The organism is Mesorhizobium sp. M0293, from assembly GCF_040321735.1.
Classification (GTDB): Bacteria; Pseudomonadota; Alphaproteobacteria; order Rhizobiales; family Rhizobiaceae; genus Mesorhizobium.
This window is the reverse complement of sequence record NZ_JAMYSA010000019.1, coordinates 1-13,990: the sequence shown is the minus strand read 5'-3', so window position 1 is coordinate 13,990 and position 13,990 is coordinate 1. Positions and strand designations below refer to the sequence as shown.

General features: G+C 63.0%; 12 protein-coding genes and 1 pseudogene. 9 read left to right on the top strand and 4 right to left on the bottom strand.

Annotated elements, in window-relative coordinates; genetic code table 11:
* The first annotated feature begins 85 nt into the window (after positions 1-85).
* Positions 86-979, top strand: coding sequence for a DMT family transporter (locus NKJ06_RS10000; RefSeq protein ID WP_352633312.1), 894 nt, complete (start codon positions 86-88; stop codon positions 977-979).
* Between the two features lie 44 nt (positions 980-1,023).
* Positions 1,024-1,331, top strand: a pseudogene (locus tag NKJ06_RS09995) (IS1 family transposase); the annotation flags it as partial.
* Here the strand turns inward: NKJ06_RS09995 and NKJ06_RS09990 are convergent.
* Positions 1,328-1,666, bottom strand: coding sequence for a c-type cytochrome (locus NKJ06_RS09990; protein ID WP_352659415.1), 339 nt, complete (start codon positions 1,664-1,666; stop codon positions 1,328-1,330). The pseudogene NKJ06_RS09995 and the gene NKJ06_RS09990 sit on opposite strands and share 4 nt — an antisense overlap.
* A 218-nt stretch (positions 1,667-1,884) precedes the next feature.
* Between NKJ06_RS09990 and NKJ06_RS09985 the strand changes: the two genes are divergently transcribed.
* Entirely contained in the window at positions 1,885-2,610 is a 726-nt protein-coding gene (locus tag NKJ06_RS09985; RefSeq protein ID WP_352809729.1) for a hypothetical protein, read from the top strand.
* A 19-nt stretch (positions 2,611-2,629) separates the two neighbouring features.
* Here the strand turns inward: NKJ06_RS09985 and mutL are convergent, their stop codons facing one another.
* Together mutL and NKJ06_RS09975 are read right to left on the bottom strand one after the other, a co-directional pair.
* On the bottom strand, positions 2,630-4,498 hold the full coding sequence (gene mutL, locus NKJ06_RS09980) for a DNA mismatch repair endonuclease MutL (protein ID WP_352633326.1): 1,869 nt from the start codon (positions 4,496-4,498) through the stop codon (positions 2,630-2,632).
* A 107-nt stretch (positions 4,499-4,605) separates the two neighbouring features.
* On the bottom strand, positions 4,606-5,508 hold the full coding sequence (locus NKJ06_RS09975) for a LysR substrate-binding domain-containing protein (RefSeq protein WP_352633315.1): 903 nt from the start codon (positions 5,506-5,508) through the stop codon (positions 4,606-4,608).
* A gap of 92 nt (positions 5,509-5,600) precedes the next feature.
* On the opposite strand from NKJ06_RS09975, the gene NKJ06_RS09970 reads away from it, so the two are divergent.
* The 5 genes from NKJ06_RS09970 to NKJ06_RS09950 all read left to right on the top strand — a co-directional run bounded on the left by NKJ06_RS09970 (position 5,601) and on the right by NKJ06_RS09950 (position 11,230).
* On the top strand, positions 5,601-7,151 hold the full coding sequence (locus NKJ06_RS09970; RefSeq protein WP_352633316.1) for a trimethylamine methyltransferase family protein: 1,551 nt from the start codon (positions 5,601-5,603) through the stop codon (positions 7,149-7,151).
* 43 nt (positions 7,152-7,194) lie between these two features.
* Positions 7,195-8,844 (top strand): ABC transporter substrate-binding protein, encoded by a 1,650-nt coding sequence (locus tag NKJ06_RS09965; protein ID WP_352633317.1) that lies wholly within the window; start codon positions 7,195-7,197, stop codon positions 8,842-8,844.
* 96 nt (positions 8,845-8,940) lie between these two features.
* Positions 8,941-9,420 (top strand): DUF3828 domain-containing protein, encoded by a 480-nt coding sequence (locus tag NKJ06_RS09960; RefSeq protein WP_352633318.1) that lies wholly within the window; start codon positions 8,941-8,943, stop codon positions 9,418-9,420.
* Between the two features lie 4 nt (positions 9,421-9,424).
* Positions 9,425-10,039, top strand: coding sequence for a hypothetical protein (locus tag NKJ06_RS09955; RefSeq protein ID WP_352633319.1), 615 nt, complete (start codon positions 9,425-9,427; stop codon positions 10,037-10,039).
* Between the two features lie 6 nt (positions 10,040-10,045).
* The gene (locus NKJ06_RS09950; protein WP_352633320.1) at positions 10,046-11,230 is read left to right on the top strand and encodes a mandelate racemase/muconate lactonizing enzyme family protein; all 1,185 of its coding nucleotides are present in this window, start codon (positions 10,046-10,048) and stop codon (positions 11,228-11,230) included.
* Positions 11,231-11,259: 29 nt separating this feature from the next.
* On the opposite strand, the gene queF is transcribed toward NKJ06_RS09950, so the two are convergent.
* Positions 11,260-11,721, bottom strand: a complete 462-nt coding sequence (gene queF, locus NKJ06_RS09945) for a preQ(1) synthase (protein WP_292190578.1) — start codon at positions 11,719-11,721, stop codon at positions 11,260-11,262.
* A gap of 101 nt (positions 11,722-11,822) precedes the next feature.
* Between queF and NKJ06_RS09940 the strand changes: the two genes are divergently transcribed.
* Entirely contained in the window at positions 11,823-13,868 is a 2,046-nt protein-coding gene (locus NKJ06_RS09940) for an oxidoreductase (protein WP_352633321.1), read from the top strand.
* The last annotated feature ends 122 nt before the right edge of the window (positions 13,869-13,990 follow it).

Sequence of the window (13,990 nt, the reverse complement as noted above, 5' to 3'; positions counted from 1 at the left end):
AGGTGATCCTCGATTTGGTCGTTTGTCAACCGGCCCGAAAAGGCGTTTTCTGCCTTTCAGGACCGAAGAATACGAGGGCAGTGAGATGAGCGCAATGACCAGTACGTTGAATCCGACACAGCGGATGGACACCACGGCAGCCATCGCTGTGGCACTGACGGTGGTCGGCTGGGCATCGGCCTTTCCGGCGATCCGTGCCGGTCTTGCCGCCTTCGGACCGCTGGAACTCGGTGCGTTGCGCTTTGCCATCGCCGCCGTGCCGGCGGCGATCTTCCTCGCCGTCAAGCGCCCGGCGCTGCCCAGGCTCGACGAAGTGTGGCGCCTGGTCTTTGGCGGCGCCATCTTCGTCGCGCTCTACACGGTAATGCTCAATTTCGGCGAACTGACCGTCTCGGCCGGTGCCGCCGGCTTCATTATCAATGTCAGCCCGATCTTCACCGCCATCATGGCAATGGCGTTGCTTGGCGAGCGTTTTTCGGGCATGGCCTGGGCCGGCACGGTGATCTCCTTCGCTGGCATTGGCGTCATCGCCATGGCCGACGGGCATGGCCTGCATTTTAACACCGGTGCCCTGCTGGTGCTTGGCTCGGCCTTGTGCTCGGCCGTCAACACCATCGTCCAGAAGCCGCTGTTTGCCCGCCATCATCCGTTGACCATTTCGGCCTCCAATATGGTGCTTGGCGCACTTTGCCTGGCACCCTTCCTGCCGAGCGGCTTTGCGCAGGCAGCGGTTGCCAACACCGCCGGTCTCGGCGCTGTGATCTTTCTCGGCATCGTGCCCAGCCTCATCGCCTATGCCGCATGGGCAACCGCTCTGTCGCGTCTGCCGGCCGCACGTGCGTCGAACTTCCTCTATCTGGTTTCGCCCATGTCTGCCCTGATCGGCTTCTTCTGGCTGGGCGAAGTGCCGACGCTGCTTGGCATCCTCGGCGGCGCGCTGGCGCTCGGCGGCGTCATCGTTGTGAATTTGAAGCGTTAAAGCAAAAGATTGGAGCTGTTTCCGGACTCAAATCCCGAGCCGAAGGCAATCCCGATCCGGTGCATGTCAGCACGTCGCATATCGAGCGCGCCAACCTCACCATGCGCATGGCAAACCGCCGCTTCACACGCCTTACCAATGCGTTCTCAAAGAAGTTCGAAAACCATGTCCACATGGTCGCGATCTACACCGTCTGGTACAACTTCATCAAAATGCACAAGACGTTGAAAATGACGCCGGCAATGGCCGCTGGCGTGTCTCAGACGCTTGGTCGATGGACGATCTTTGCGAGAAGATGGATGCCGTTGCGCCGAAGCCGGGCAAGCGCGGACCGTACAAAAAGGTGGCTTAAGGCGGCGGAGCTTCGACGGTAATCTTGATCGCGGCATAGTAAGCCGCAACATTGGCGATGTCTTCATCGCTCAGGTGGTTGACGACCAACGACATCATATAACTCTTGCGCTCTCCGGCCTTGTAAGCCATCAGCGAGTGGACGAGATAGTCGTACTTCTGCCCGGCGAGATTGGGCGCTTCGCCACCGCCGGCCAGAGCTCTGCCGAGGCCTTCCTTGCCGTGGCACGATTGGCATTTCACCGTGACTGCCCGGCCGGCGGTGATGTCGCCTGCTGCCTGCGCAAATGAGGAGGTGAGCACGAGGGCAGCCATGCCAAGGATCAAACTACGCACACTATCCTCCGTGAAATGCTCCGTAAGATCTGACGACCCTACACCCGGCGAGACGGCGTAGCGAATCTTCCAAGGTCGAAGATCGGAAATTCAAACTGAGACACTACCCGTGCCCGCTGTGATGCAGACATGCGCCAGGCGGGCGGCTATGGTGGGCCGCTTTTGTGGAACATAGCGGGGTCGGGATGGGAAGATGGTTCATATCCGTAATTTCTTGTGTGCTTCTGCTGAGCGGGAAGGCCGCCGCGGGTTGGTATCACGTGGAGAATTACGAAGGGTCCATCGGCTCCCAGCCCGTTCATGTCTCGCTTCAGACATATGACGGCTTCGGCAGCGGCATGACCATCGAGGGAAGCTACTTCTACGACGCGAAACAAAGCCCGATAGCCGTGTTCGGCAAGCTCAACGGCACCAGGCTCGCGCTCTGCGAGATTTCGAACGACAAGGAATTCGACCGGATATTGGTGGTTGGATCAAAGATCCCCGTCGACACCACCGGATGCCCATTTTCCCTCGACATGGCTGAAAGCGGCGCGACAGGCAGCTGGAGCAAGGGGGCGGACACGTTTCCCGTCACGCTCAAGAAGGTCGCGAGTCTGGACGATACTGGCGACCCAAAGCTCGACGGGACCGTCGAGATTCCCTTCTGGGCCGAAACAGCCGCCCACAGGTTTGCCGGTCCTTATACGAACACCGACTCAGGCACTTGCATGGCGAAAATGCGGGTCATCAAAAAGAGCAGCAGGAAGGTCGTTCAGGAGATCGCCTTCGATGATGATAACTGCAATGCCGGCATGCTGATGACGTCCATCTATGCGAACGTCGAGAAGTGGGCCGAGCGAGGCAAGGACATCATTTCGGTGAATTTTCGAGGTGGCGGCGCCGGATATCAGATGGACTATGCCTTTGACCGCAAGACCAAAAAATACCGCCAGAGGAAATGAAGCGGGACGCCGATAGACCTCAACGCCGCCCGAACAGCCTTTCGATATCCGCTAGCTTGAGTTCGATATAGGTTGGGCGGCCGTGGTTGCAGGTGCCGGAGCCTGGTGTCGCCTCCATCTGCCGCAGCAGCGCGTTCATCTCTTCGGCCTTGAGCAGGCGGCCGGAGCGAACCGAGCCGTGGCAGGCCATGGTCGCGGCGATCTTGTCCAGCCGCTCCTTCAGTGTCTCGACCGTGTCGTTGTCGGCGATCTCGTCGGCGAGATCGCGCACCAATTGCTGGACATTGGTTTCGCCGAGCATCGACGGCGTCTCGCGCACCGCGACGGCGCCCGGGCCGAAGCGCTCGATGCCGAGGCCGAAGCGGGCCAGCGTCTCGGAATGCAGGGCAAGCCGCTCGGCGTCCTCTTCCGGCAGATCGATGATTTCAGGCAGAAGCAGCATCTGCGAGGGTACCGGCCGCGAATGCAGCGCATTTTTCAGCGCCTCATAGACCAGCCGCTCATGCGCTGCGTGCTGGTCGACAATGACGAGCGAATCCCTGGTCTGCGCGACGATGTAGTTCTCATGCACCTGCGCGCGTGCCGCACCCAGCACCGCGCCAAGCAAAGTCTCGGCCGCTTCGGTCTGGCCGGCGCGCGCATCGGCGCTGGCGCCGGCATCGAACGCCGCCTGTTCGTTTTCACGAAAACCGCGATGCTCGAAGCCCGCTCCCTCGAAACCCATGTCGAGAGGGCGCTGGGATGAACGGGCAGCATCGAAGCCGGACGAGCCCGACGCGCGGTAGGCCGCGTCGTAGCTGCGGTGGCCGTTCGCCGGGCCGCCGTGGCTGTAGGATGCGGCACCGGGTCGGAAGGCCGCCATCATACCGGCAGCGCCCGTGGTCGCGGCACGAATGCCGGAATCGGCAAGCGCCTGGCGGATGGCGCCGACGATCAACCCGCGCACCAGGCCAGGGTCGCGGAAGCGCACATCGGCCTTGGCCGGGTGGACATTGACGTCGACGATGGCCGGATCGAGCGACAGGAACAGCACCGTTACCGCATGGCGGTCGCGCGGCAAGACGTCGGCATAGGCACCGCGAATGGCGCCGGCGATCAGCTTGTCGCGCACTGGGCGACCGTTGACATAGGCATACTGCTGCAAGGCATTGGCGCGGGTGAAGGATGGGATCGACACGTGACCGGTCAAATGCACGCCTTCGCGCATCGCGTCGATGGCAATGGAATTGTCGGGAAAGTCGGCGCCCATCACCTGGGCGACGCGGCGCAGACTGCCTTCCGCGCTGTCGTCGGTCGCCGGCAGTTCCAGTGTCGAGCGATCCGAGCCGGCCAGCGTGAAGCGCACGGCGGGGAAGGCAATGGCGATGCGCTTGATCACATCGCTGGTCGCCGAGCTTTCGGCGCGCTCGCCCTTCATGAATTTCAGCCGGGCCGGCGTGGCGAAGAACAGGTCGCGCACCTCCACCGTGGTGCCGCGATTGGCTGCCGCCGGCCTGATGGCCGAAACGCGGCCACCCTCGATGCCGATCTCGGCGGCACTGTCGCCGGCGGCCGTGCGCGAACGGATCGACAGCCGCGACACCGAGCCTATCGACGGCAGCGCCTCGCCGCGGAAGCCGAGCGAACGGATGTCGTTGATATCCTCGGTGAGCTTGGAGGTGCAGTGGCGCGCAATCGCCAGCGCCAGCTCCGGTTCGGGAATGCCGGAGCCGTCATCGGTGACGCGGATCAGGTTCAGTCCGCCGCCGGCGGTGACGATCTCGACGCGCGAAGCACCGGCGTCGAGCGCATTTTCGACCAGTTCCTTGACCACGCTTGCCGGACGCTCGATGACTTCGCCGGCGGCGATCTGGTTGATCATCGTTTCGGAAAGCTGGCGGATGGGCATGGCGTCACTATAGGCGGATTCGAAGGCGATGAGGAAGCATTCGATGTAGGCGGAATAGCGGTGATGCTGTCCCGCCGACTTCCAAGGAACTGGGAGGCACTGTTCCCTCACGCCTGCGCCGCCAGCCAATCCCTGACCTTGCGCGCATTGTCGCTGAGTTCGCGGTTCTTCGGCCAGACGACGTAGAACGCCTTGCCGGTCTTCAGCACATGATCCGTCACCGGTACCAGCAGGCCGGACGCCAGCAGCCGCTCGGCGAGGTGCCGCCAGCCGAGAGCGATGCCTTGCCCTTCCATCACGCCCTGGATCACCAAGCCATAGTCGTTGATGCGCAGGCCGCGCGCGGTATCGCTGAGATTGGCGCCGGCCGACAGGAACCATTCGTCCCAGCTGGCCGCCTCGCGATACGGCTCTTCCAGATGGATGAGGCGGTGCGTGGCCAGTTCCGCGACGGATTTGGGCAGGCCGAATTTTGCCGCGTAGCTGGTTCCAGCAACGGGGAAGATTTCCTCGTCCGCCAGCGGCAGCGAATGATAGTCCGGCCAATCCCGCGGCTCGCCGCCGCGCACGCCGAGCGGGATGCCTTCGGCGATGATGTCGAGGTCGCGATCGGCCGTCTGGATGCGCAGGTCGATGCCGGGCAGTTCGTCGCGAAACTGCTGCAGGCGCGGCATCATCCAGAAGGAACCGAAAGCCGTCGAGGCGGCCAGCGTCACGTGGCCGCCGGTTGCCTGCAGGCGCAGATCCTCCGCCGACTTTCGGATATGCGAGAGGCCGAGCGAGACGTCGGCGTGGAAGCGCTCACCGGCCTCGGTCAGGATGACCTGGCGGTGGCGGCGCTGGAAAAGCTTGGCGCCAAGCTGTTCTTCCAGTCCGCGCACCGCATAGGAGACGGCAGCCTGCGTCATGCCGAGCTCGCGCCCGGCGGCGGTGAAGCTCGAGAGCCGCCCGGCGGCCTCGAAGACGATCAGGCTGCCGGCCGAGGGCAGGAGGTGGCGCAGGCTTCGCATAAGCTCAGCTTATACAAGCGATCAGGATTTTCCAGCGTCACATCGCTATTTTGTCCCGTTAGGCTGGTCCCAATGAGTGGAATGGAGTTGCCATGAACGCACCGGCCCCCGAAGTGACCGAACACGCTAATCGTCGAAGTGGCGGCCGTCTCGGGCGCAAAGCGCTGCGCGGAGCGCCCGTAACGTCGTTTCCGACGCTGGTCCGCCAGATCCCCGTCTATCAGATGGTTCCGGACGAGGCGGTCGAGCTGATCCACCAGGAGTCGCTCGCCATCCTTGAAGAGGTGGGATGCGAGTTCCGCGACGACGAGGCTATCGCGCTCTGGAAGGCCGCGGGGGCAGACGTTTCGGAGACACGTGTCCGCATCGACCGCGCCTTGCTGATGGAACTCGTGTCGAAGGTCCCGTCGGAGTTCACGCTCAATGCGCGCAATCCGCAGCGTTCGGTGCGCGTGGGCGGCAACAACTCCATTTTCGCGCCGATGTACGGCGCACCCTATGTGCGCGACCTCGACAACAACAGGCGCTATGGCACGCTCGCCGACCTGCAGAATTTCCACAAGCTCGCCTACATGGCGCCGGCGCTGCATTCATCGAGTTCGATCATCTGCGAGCCGATGGAAATCGCGGTGCCGAAGCGTCACCTCCACATCATCCATTCGGCACTGAAGCACTCCGACAAGCCGTTCATGGGCATCGTCACGTCCAAGGATCGGGCGGAAGACACGATGGCGATGGCGGGCATCGTGTTCGGCGAGGATTATGTCCGCGACAACCCGGTCCTGGTGTCGATCACCAACTGCAATTCGCCGCTTGTGTGGGACGCCACCATGCTGGACGCGATGAAGGTCTATGCGCGGAGCAACCAGCCGCTGATCCTCGCGCCCTTCGCGCTGTGCGGCGCCTCGACCTCGGCCTCCGCCGTGGGCGCGGTGGCGCAGGTCAACGCGGAAGCGCTGGCGGGCATCGCGTTCACGCAACTGCTGCGTCCGGGGTCGCCGCAGATCTACGGGCAGTTCATGGTGACGGTGGACATGAAGACCGGCGCTCCCATGGGCGGCACGCCGGAGGCGGCCCAGATGATGTATCTGATGGGAGCCCTGGCGCGGAAATATCGGCTGCCATGGCGCACGTCCGGATTCCATGTCGGGTCGAAGCTCAACGATGCGCAGGCGGGCTACGAGGCGAACATGCTGATGCATGCCGCCATCCTGGCCGGCGCCAACTACATCTGGCACTCCGCCGGATGGCTCGAGGCCGGCCTGACTTGCGGCTATTCGAAATTCGCGACCGACTGCGAACAGCTGATCGGCTGGTACAAATATGCCGGCGGGCTGCCGTTCGACGATTTCAAGGAAGCGATGGCGGCGATCCGCGAGGTGGGGCCGCAGGGTCATTTCCTGGGCACCCAGCACACGCTCGACCATTTCGAGTCCGCCTTCTTCATGCCCTCGATCATGGACTTCAACTCGTTCGAGCAGTGGAAGGCCGAAGGGGCAAAGGACCACGACACGCGCGGCCGCGAGAAGGCACGCAACATGCTGGCGGATTATGAAGAGCCGAAGCTCGACGAAGGCATCGCCGATGGCCTGACAGACTTCATCGCGCGGCGCGAGGAGAGGCTGCCGGACAGCGTCAGTTGAGGCGACGCACGAAGACCAAATGGGAACCAGACGGGAGGAAAAAATGACACTCTTCAGTAGCAATGGTGATCGCGTGCCGGGCGCTATCGAGGCGATGGCAGTCGAAGCACGTGCCGGTCGTGTCGACCGGCGCGAATTCCTGGCGCTCGCAAGCGCCTTCGGTGCCTCGACGGCGCTTGCCTATGGCATGATCGGCCTTGCCGTGCCCGACCGGGCGGTGGCGCAGGAGCCGAAGAAAGGCGGAACGCTGCGTGTATCGATGTCGGTGAAGGGACAGAAGGACCCGCGCACTTACGACTGGGTGGAACTGGCCAACATTTCGCGCTGCTGGCTGGAGCCGCTGGTCCGCTACACCAGGCAATTCACATTCGAGCCGGTCCTGCTTGAAAGCTGGGACATCAACGACGACGCCACCGAATATGTGCTGCATGTGCGCAAGGGCATCACCTGGAACAACGGCGATGCTTTCAACGCCGATGACGTCGCCTACAATCTGACGCGCTGGTGCGAGAAAGGCGTCGCCGGCAATTCGATGGCCGCACGTGTCGGCGCGCTGATCGACGCAAAGACCAAAAAGGCCAGGGATGGCGCGATCACCAAGGTCGACGACAACACGGTCAAGCTGAAGCTCAGCGAACCCGACATCTCGCTGATCCCGAATTTCACCGACTATCCGGCGCTCGTCGTGCACCGCAATTTCGATGCCGACGGTGCCGATCCGATCAAGAAGCCGATTGGCACCGGACCGTTCGAACTGGTCTCATACGATGTCGGCCAGAAGGCGGTCGTCAAGCGCCGCGAGAATGGCAAATGGTGGGGTGGTGAAGCGCCGCTCGACGGTGTCCAATTCATCGACTATGGCACCGACTTCAACGCCTCGATCAATGCATTCGACTCCGGCGAGATCGACCTCAATTTCGAGACGCCCGCCGACTTCATCGACATCCTCGACAAGATGGATCTGGTGAAATCGGAAGTGGCGACGGCGACGACGCTGGTTGCCCGCACCAACATCACCCACAAGCCCTATGACGACCAGCGGGTGCGCAATGCGCTGCAGATGGCCGTCGACAACAATGCGGTGCTCGAACTTGGCTATGCCGGGCGAGGCACCCCTGGTGAAAACCACCACGTGGCCCCGATCCACCCGGAATACTACCCGCTGCCCAAGAAGACACGCGACGCCGCCGGCGCCAAGAAGCTGATGGCGGAAGCCGGACAGGCCGACTTCGAGCATGAGCTGATCACCATCGAGGACGATTGGCAGAAGAATACGGGCGACGCGATTGCCGGCCAGCTGCGCGATGCCGGGATCAAGGTCAAGCGCACGGTGCTGCCGGGTTCGACCTTCTGGAACGACTGGACGAAGTACCCCTATTCGATGACGATCTGGTACATGCGCCCGCTCGGCGTTCAGGTGCTGGCGCTGGGATATCGCACCGGCGAGGCCTGGAATGAATCGGCATACTCGAATCCCGATTTCGACGCCAAGCTCAAGCAGGCGCTTTCGCTCATCGACGTGGAGAAGCGGAAGGAGGTGATGAAGGATGTCGAACAAATCCTGCAGGATTCGGGCGTCATCGTTCAACCGTTCTGGCAGAAGCTCTACAGCCATATGAACAAGAAGGTGAAGAACTACGGTGTCCACCAGACCTTCGAGATGGACCTTCAAACCGTCTGGCTCGACGGCTGAAACAGGGTGCTGCAGGACTTCATGAGCCGCAAAAAAGCCGATATGCAGGATACGTGGTATTGATAGGCTTAAGCCATCAAAAGCCGGAGATTCTGCATGAGACTGACAGTGCTCGCTGCCGCCCTTTCGATAGCCTTGCCCGCGGCCGCCGTCGCCGGCCCGGCGTCCAATGCCGTGAAGTTCTTCTATGTTCCAGCGGTCAAGTTCGAGGCCGACGAACAATACCGGGATCGATTCACCGAGCCGGTGACGAAACTGTTCGACCTGAACGACCAGGCAACGAAAAAGAACCCGGACCAGGTCGCCTGCATCGATTTCGATCCTGGCCTGGACGCCCAGGATTTCGATCAGAAGACCGTCTCGAAAACGCTGAAACTGTCTGAGAAGCTGGATGGCGACAACGCAGAGGTTACAGCATCCTTCAGCCTTTTCTCCGAGGGCGACGATTCCAAGCGCGAAATGGTCTGGTCGCTCAAGAAGATCGACGGCAAGTGGAAGATATCGGACATCGCGTCCAAGACCAGCGACTGGACGCTCAGCGCGCTGGAATGCGTGGCCGGCCAGACACCGGAGTGATGCGATGGCCCATCGCCCGATCCTGGCACTGTCGACCATGTGCCTGCTGGCGGTGGGTCTGAGTGGCGCCGCCGCGCAAGGCTTGTTGGGTGCGCCGCCGGCAAACGCCCCGGCTGACACCGCGCCGGGCGACAGCGGGCCGCCGCCCGCAAATGCGCCCGGAGCGGCTGTGGAACCAACAACGCCGCCGGTCGGATGGTCGCCAGCCGAGGCAGCGCCCGCAGCACCTGTCCAGCCGGGATCCCCGACAGCGGTGGTGCGGCCGTTTTACGATCGGGTCGGGCTGGAGATCGATCCGTCAGAGCGCAGCCATTTCACCGATCCGGCGAAAACCGTGCTCGACAAGAGCGACGCCTTGCGCAAGTCCGGGCAGGGCGAGTGCCTCGACCCCAACATGGCGCTGGACAATGCGGACTACGACAAGGCCGAGATCGACAAGAGCCTGAAGACGCTTGAAGCGATCAACGGCGACCAGGCCAAGGTCATCGTTGCCTTCGTCATATCAGGCAACCCGCACCGGCTGGAATGGAAATTCAAGAAGGTCGACGGCGACTGGAAGATCACGGACCTGTTGTCGGTGACCGGCGAGTGGGCCCTCAGCCAATATCAGTGCGAATAGGTACCGATGAAGATCACCAATATCCGCGTCACCCATGTCAACGTTCCGCTCGATGCGCCGTTCTGGTGGACGGCCGGTCTCTATGGCGGCGCCTCGAAGTCGATCATCGAAGTCGAGACCGACGAAGGCGTCGTCGGATTGGGCGAGGCCCCGTGGTGGCACTTCGGCGAGGTGATCAAGGCCGAGATCGCGCCGGCGCTGATTGGTGCCGATCCGCTCGACATTGCCGATTGCGAGGCGCGCTGCGTGCCGCCGTGGCAGATCACCGCCAATACCGGCGAGAACGCCGCCTCTGTCGCCTTCGGCGCCGTCGAACTGGCGCTCTGGGACATCAGAGGCAAGGTCTTCGGCATGCCGCTCTACAAGGTGCTAGGCGGCGCGGTACGCAAGGACATTCCGTTTTCGGAATATTTCTCCTTTCGCGCGGCACAGAATGGGGCGGGCGGCGAGATGACGCCCGAAGCGATCGTCGATTACTGCCTGAAGATGCGCGAAGAGCACGGCTCGACTATCTTCGAGGGCAAGCTGATCATGGGCGATCCCCAGCTTGAAATCAGGACCGTGCGCATGCTGCGCGAGGCGCTGGGCGAAAAGGCGCAGATCAAGCTCGATTCCAACATGCAATGGTCGCTGACCACGGCGCGCTGGGTGCTGCGCGAGATCGAGCCGTTCAACATCCGCAACTACGAGGACCCGGTCGCCACTTTCGAGGAGATGGCAGCACTGCGCCAGCACTCGCGCATCCCGTTTTCCACGCACACTCCAGACCTCAGACGAGCGGTGGCGCTTGGCGCTCCGGATTACTTCGTCTGTAATTTTGCCGCCCTGGGCGGTCTGTCGAAAACCCTGAAATTCATCGCTGCCTGCGAGGCGATGGGCAAGGGCTTCTGGTGCTATTCGAATGATCTCGGCATCATGACATCGGCCTATCTGCATGTCGTGGCGGCGACGCAGTGGATCACCGAGGCATCGCAGTCACTGTTTGCCTGGCAGATCGGCGACGTCATCAAGGACGGTCCGTTTCGCCAAACCGGCAACACGGTGCGCGTGCCGGAAGGTTACGGGCTGGGCGTCGAGCTCGACCCCGCCGCGATGAAGCGTTGGGCGGGGCACTTCGCGGAGCATGGGCCGATGGGCCATTTCAGCGATCCGAACAAGCCTGGCCGCTACCGGCGTCTGCCGCTCAACTGATGTGGTCTCGATCGTCAAGACGTCCTTGTTCAGCCGCGCCCGCGATAGGGCGCGACACCGGTGTCGGGCAGCCAGGCGCCTTCGGGCGGAGCGCCGGTTTGCCAGAACACATCGATCGGAATGCCGCCGCGCGGATACCAATAGCCGCCTATGCGCAACCACAGCGGCTTGGTTGCCGCCACGATGCGGCGGCCGATCATGACCGTGCAGTCTTCATGGAAGGCGCCATGGTTGCGAAACGAGGTCATGAACAGCTTGAGCGACTTCGATTCCACCAGCAGCGCATCGGGTGCATAGTCGATGACGATATGGGCGAAGTCCGGCTGGCCGGTGACCGGGCACAGCGAGGTGAATTCCGGGCAGGTGAAGCGCACGATCGCCGGCGGTCCGTCGCCGCGCGAAAACGGTACGGTCTCCAGGACTGCTGCTTCGGGGCTTTGTGGCGTCTCGACGTGCGCGCCGAGTTGGGTGAGGGTCTTGGTGTCTATCATGGCGGGATCCTTATCGCATGCCGCCCGGAGTGCGCGTGGGACGACATGCTTGAAAACGAATTTTGCCGCTCATTAGCACAATTTGAAACCGCAGGAAGACGATGACCAGCAACGATCCGCTTCTCCAGCCCTACCAGCTCAAACATCTGACGCTGAAGAACCGGGTCATGTCGACCAGCCATGAGCCGGCCTATTCCGAGGACGGCATGCCGAAAGAGCGCTATCGGCTCTACCATGCCGAAAAGGCCAAGGGCGGCATGGCGCTGACCATGACCGCCGGTTCGGCGATCGTTTCGCGCGACAGTCCGGCCGCCTTCGGCAATCTGCATGTCTATGAGGACAGGATCGTGCCGTGGCTGGCCGAACTCGCTGACGCCTGTCACGAGCACGACTGCAAGGTGATGATCCAGATCACCCATCTCGGCCGCCGCACCGGCTGGAACAAGGCCGATTGGCTGCCGGTGCTCTCGGCTTCGCCCGTGCGCGAACCGGCGCATCGCGCTTTCCCGAAGACCATCGAGGACTGGGACATCGAGCGCATCGTCGCCGACTATGCCTCGGCCGCGCAGCGCTGCCAGGCCGCTGGCCTCGACGGCATCGAGTTCGAAGCCTACGGCCATCTGATCGACGGCTTCTGGTCGCCGGCCACCAACCATCGCGACGACGAATTCGGCGGCTCGCTCGACAACCGCCTGCGCTTCACCAACATGGTGCTCGACGCCGTGCGTGCGGCGGTCGGAGACAAATTCGTCGTCGGCATCCGCATGGTCGCCGATGAAGATTTCGAAAAAGGCCTATCGAAGGAGGAGGGCGTCGAGATTGCAAAGCGGCTGGCCGGCTCCGGCAAGGTCGATTTCCTCAACATCATCCGTGGCTCGATCGAGAGTGACGCGGCGTTGACCAAGGTTATCCCGGTGACCGGCATGCGCTCGTCGCCGCATCTCGATTTCGCCGGCGAGGTGAGGGCGGCGACAAAATTCCCGACCTTCCATGCGGCGCGGATTTCCGATGTCGCCACCGCACGGCACGCCATCGCCACCGGCAAGCTCGACATGGTCGGAATGACCCGCGCCCACATCGCCGATCCGCACATCATCAAAAAGGTGATGGAAGGCCGCGAGCACGAGATTCGCCCGTGCGTCGGCGCCACCTATTGTCTGGACCGCATCTACGAAGGCGGCGAAGCGCTGTGCGTCCACAATGCGGCGACCGGCCGCGAGGCCGAAATTCCGCACATTATCGTCAAGACCGAAGGGCCGAAGCAGAAAGTCGTCGTCGTCGGCGCCGGCGCCGGCGGGTTGGAAGTGGCGCGGGTCGCGGCCGAGAGAGGCCACAAGGTGGCGATCCTGGAAGCATCGTCACAGGCCGGCGGCCAGGTTCGGCTGGCGACGCAGAACCCGCGGCGCAAGGAATTGATCGGCATCATCGACTGGCGATTGGCCGAACTCGACCGGCTCGGCGTCGAGATCCGCTATGACACCTGGGCGGAGAAGGACGATGTCCTGGCCCTGTCGCCCGACGTGGTGGTGGTGGCCACCGGCGGCCTGCCGCAGAACCCGCCGCTGACGGCAGGCGACAACCTGGTCACCTCGAGTTGGGACATCATGGCCGGCAGCGCCAAGCCGGCCGAAAATGTGCTGCTCTATGACGACAATGGCGGCCATCAGGGCATGGGCGCGGCCGAATTGATCGCCAATGCCGGCTCGAAACTCGAACTTGTCTCGCCGGAGCGGTTCTTTGCCCCGGAAATGGGCGGCATGAACCACGTGCCCTATATGCGCGCCTTCCAGGAGAAGGGCGTCACCATCACAATCAACACAAGGCTGCGCTCGGTGCGGCGCGAGGGCAACCTGCTGGTCGCCGAACTGGCCTCGGATTTCGCCGATGGCTGGCGCGGCGAGCGCAGGGTCGACCAGGTGGTGGTCGAGCACGGCACGCTGCCGCTCGACGATCTCTATTTGTCCTTGAAACCGCTGTCGAAGAACGGCGGCGCGGTGGATTATGAGCGGCTGGTGAGCGGTGGCGACATTTTTCCGGCGCGCAACCCAGAAGCGCGCTTCGTGCTGTTCCGGATCGGCGACGCGGTCGCCTCGCGCAACATCCATGCCGCCATCTATGACGGCATCAGGTTCGGTTTGCGGATTTGAAATTCGTTATCGATCGGTGGCGGGGGGGGGGGGGGGGGGGGGGGGGGCGGGGGGGGGGGGCGGGGGGGGCCGGGGGCGCCCCCCCCGCGGCCCGGGCGCCCCCGCCCCGCGCACCCGCCCGC

Excerpts from the sequence above, each read along its gene's own strand:
- queF (WP_292190578.1), bottom strand. The coding sequence starts at position 11,721 with ATGATAGACACCAAGACCCTCACCCAACTCGGCGCGCACGTCGAGACG.
- NKJ06_RS10000 (WP_352633312.1), top strand. The coding sequence starts at position 86 with ATGAGCGCAATGACCAGTACGTTGAATCCGACACAGCGGATGGACACC.
- NKJ06_RS09965 (WP_352633317.1), top strand. The coding sequence starts at position 7,195 with ATGACACTCTTCAGTAGCAATGGTGATCGCGTGCCGGGCGCTATCGAG.
- NKJ06_RS09940 (WP_352633321.1), top strand. The coding sequence starts at position 11,823 with ATGACCAGCAACGATCCGCTTCTCCAGCCCTACCAGCTCAAACATCTG.
- NKJ06_RS09960 (WP_352633318.1), top strand. The coding sequence starts at position 8,941 with ATGAGACTGACAGTGCTCGCTGCCGCCCTTTCGATAGCCTTGCCCGCG.
- NKJ06_RS09950 (WP_352633320.1), top strand. The coding sequence starts at position 10,046 with ATGAAGATCACCAATATCCGCGTCACCCATGTCAACGTTCCGCTCGAT.
- NKJ06_RS09970 (WP_352633316.1), top strand. The coding sequence starts at position 5,601 with ATGAACGCACCGGCCCCCGAAGTGACCGAACACGCTAATCGTCGAAGT.
- mutL (WP_352633326.1), bottom strand. The coding sequence starts at position 4,498 with ATGCCCATCCGCCAGCTTTCCGAAACGATGATCAACCAGATCGCCGCC.
- NKJ06_RS09975 (WP_352633315.1), bottom strand. The coding sequence starts at position 5,508 with ATGCGAAGCCTGCGCCACCTCCTGCCCTCGGCCGGCAGCCTGATCGTC.
- NKJ06_RS09955 (WP_352633319.1), top strand. The coding sequence starts at position 9,425 with ATGGCCCATCGCCCGATCCTGGCACTGTCGACCATGTGCCTGCTGGCG.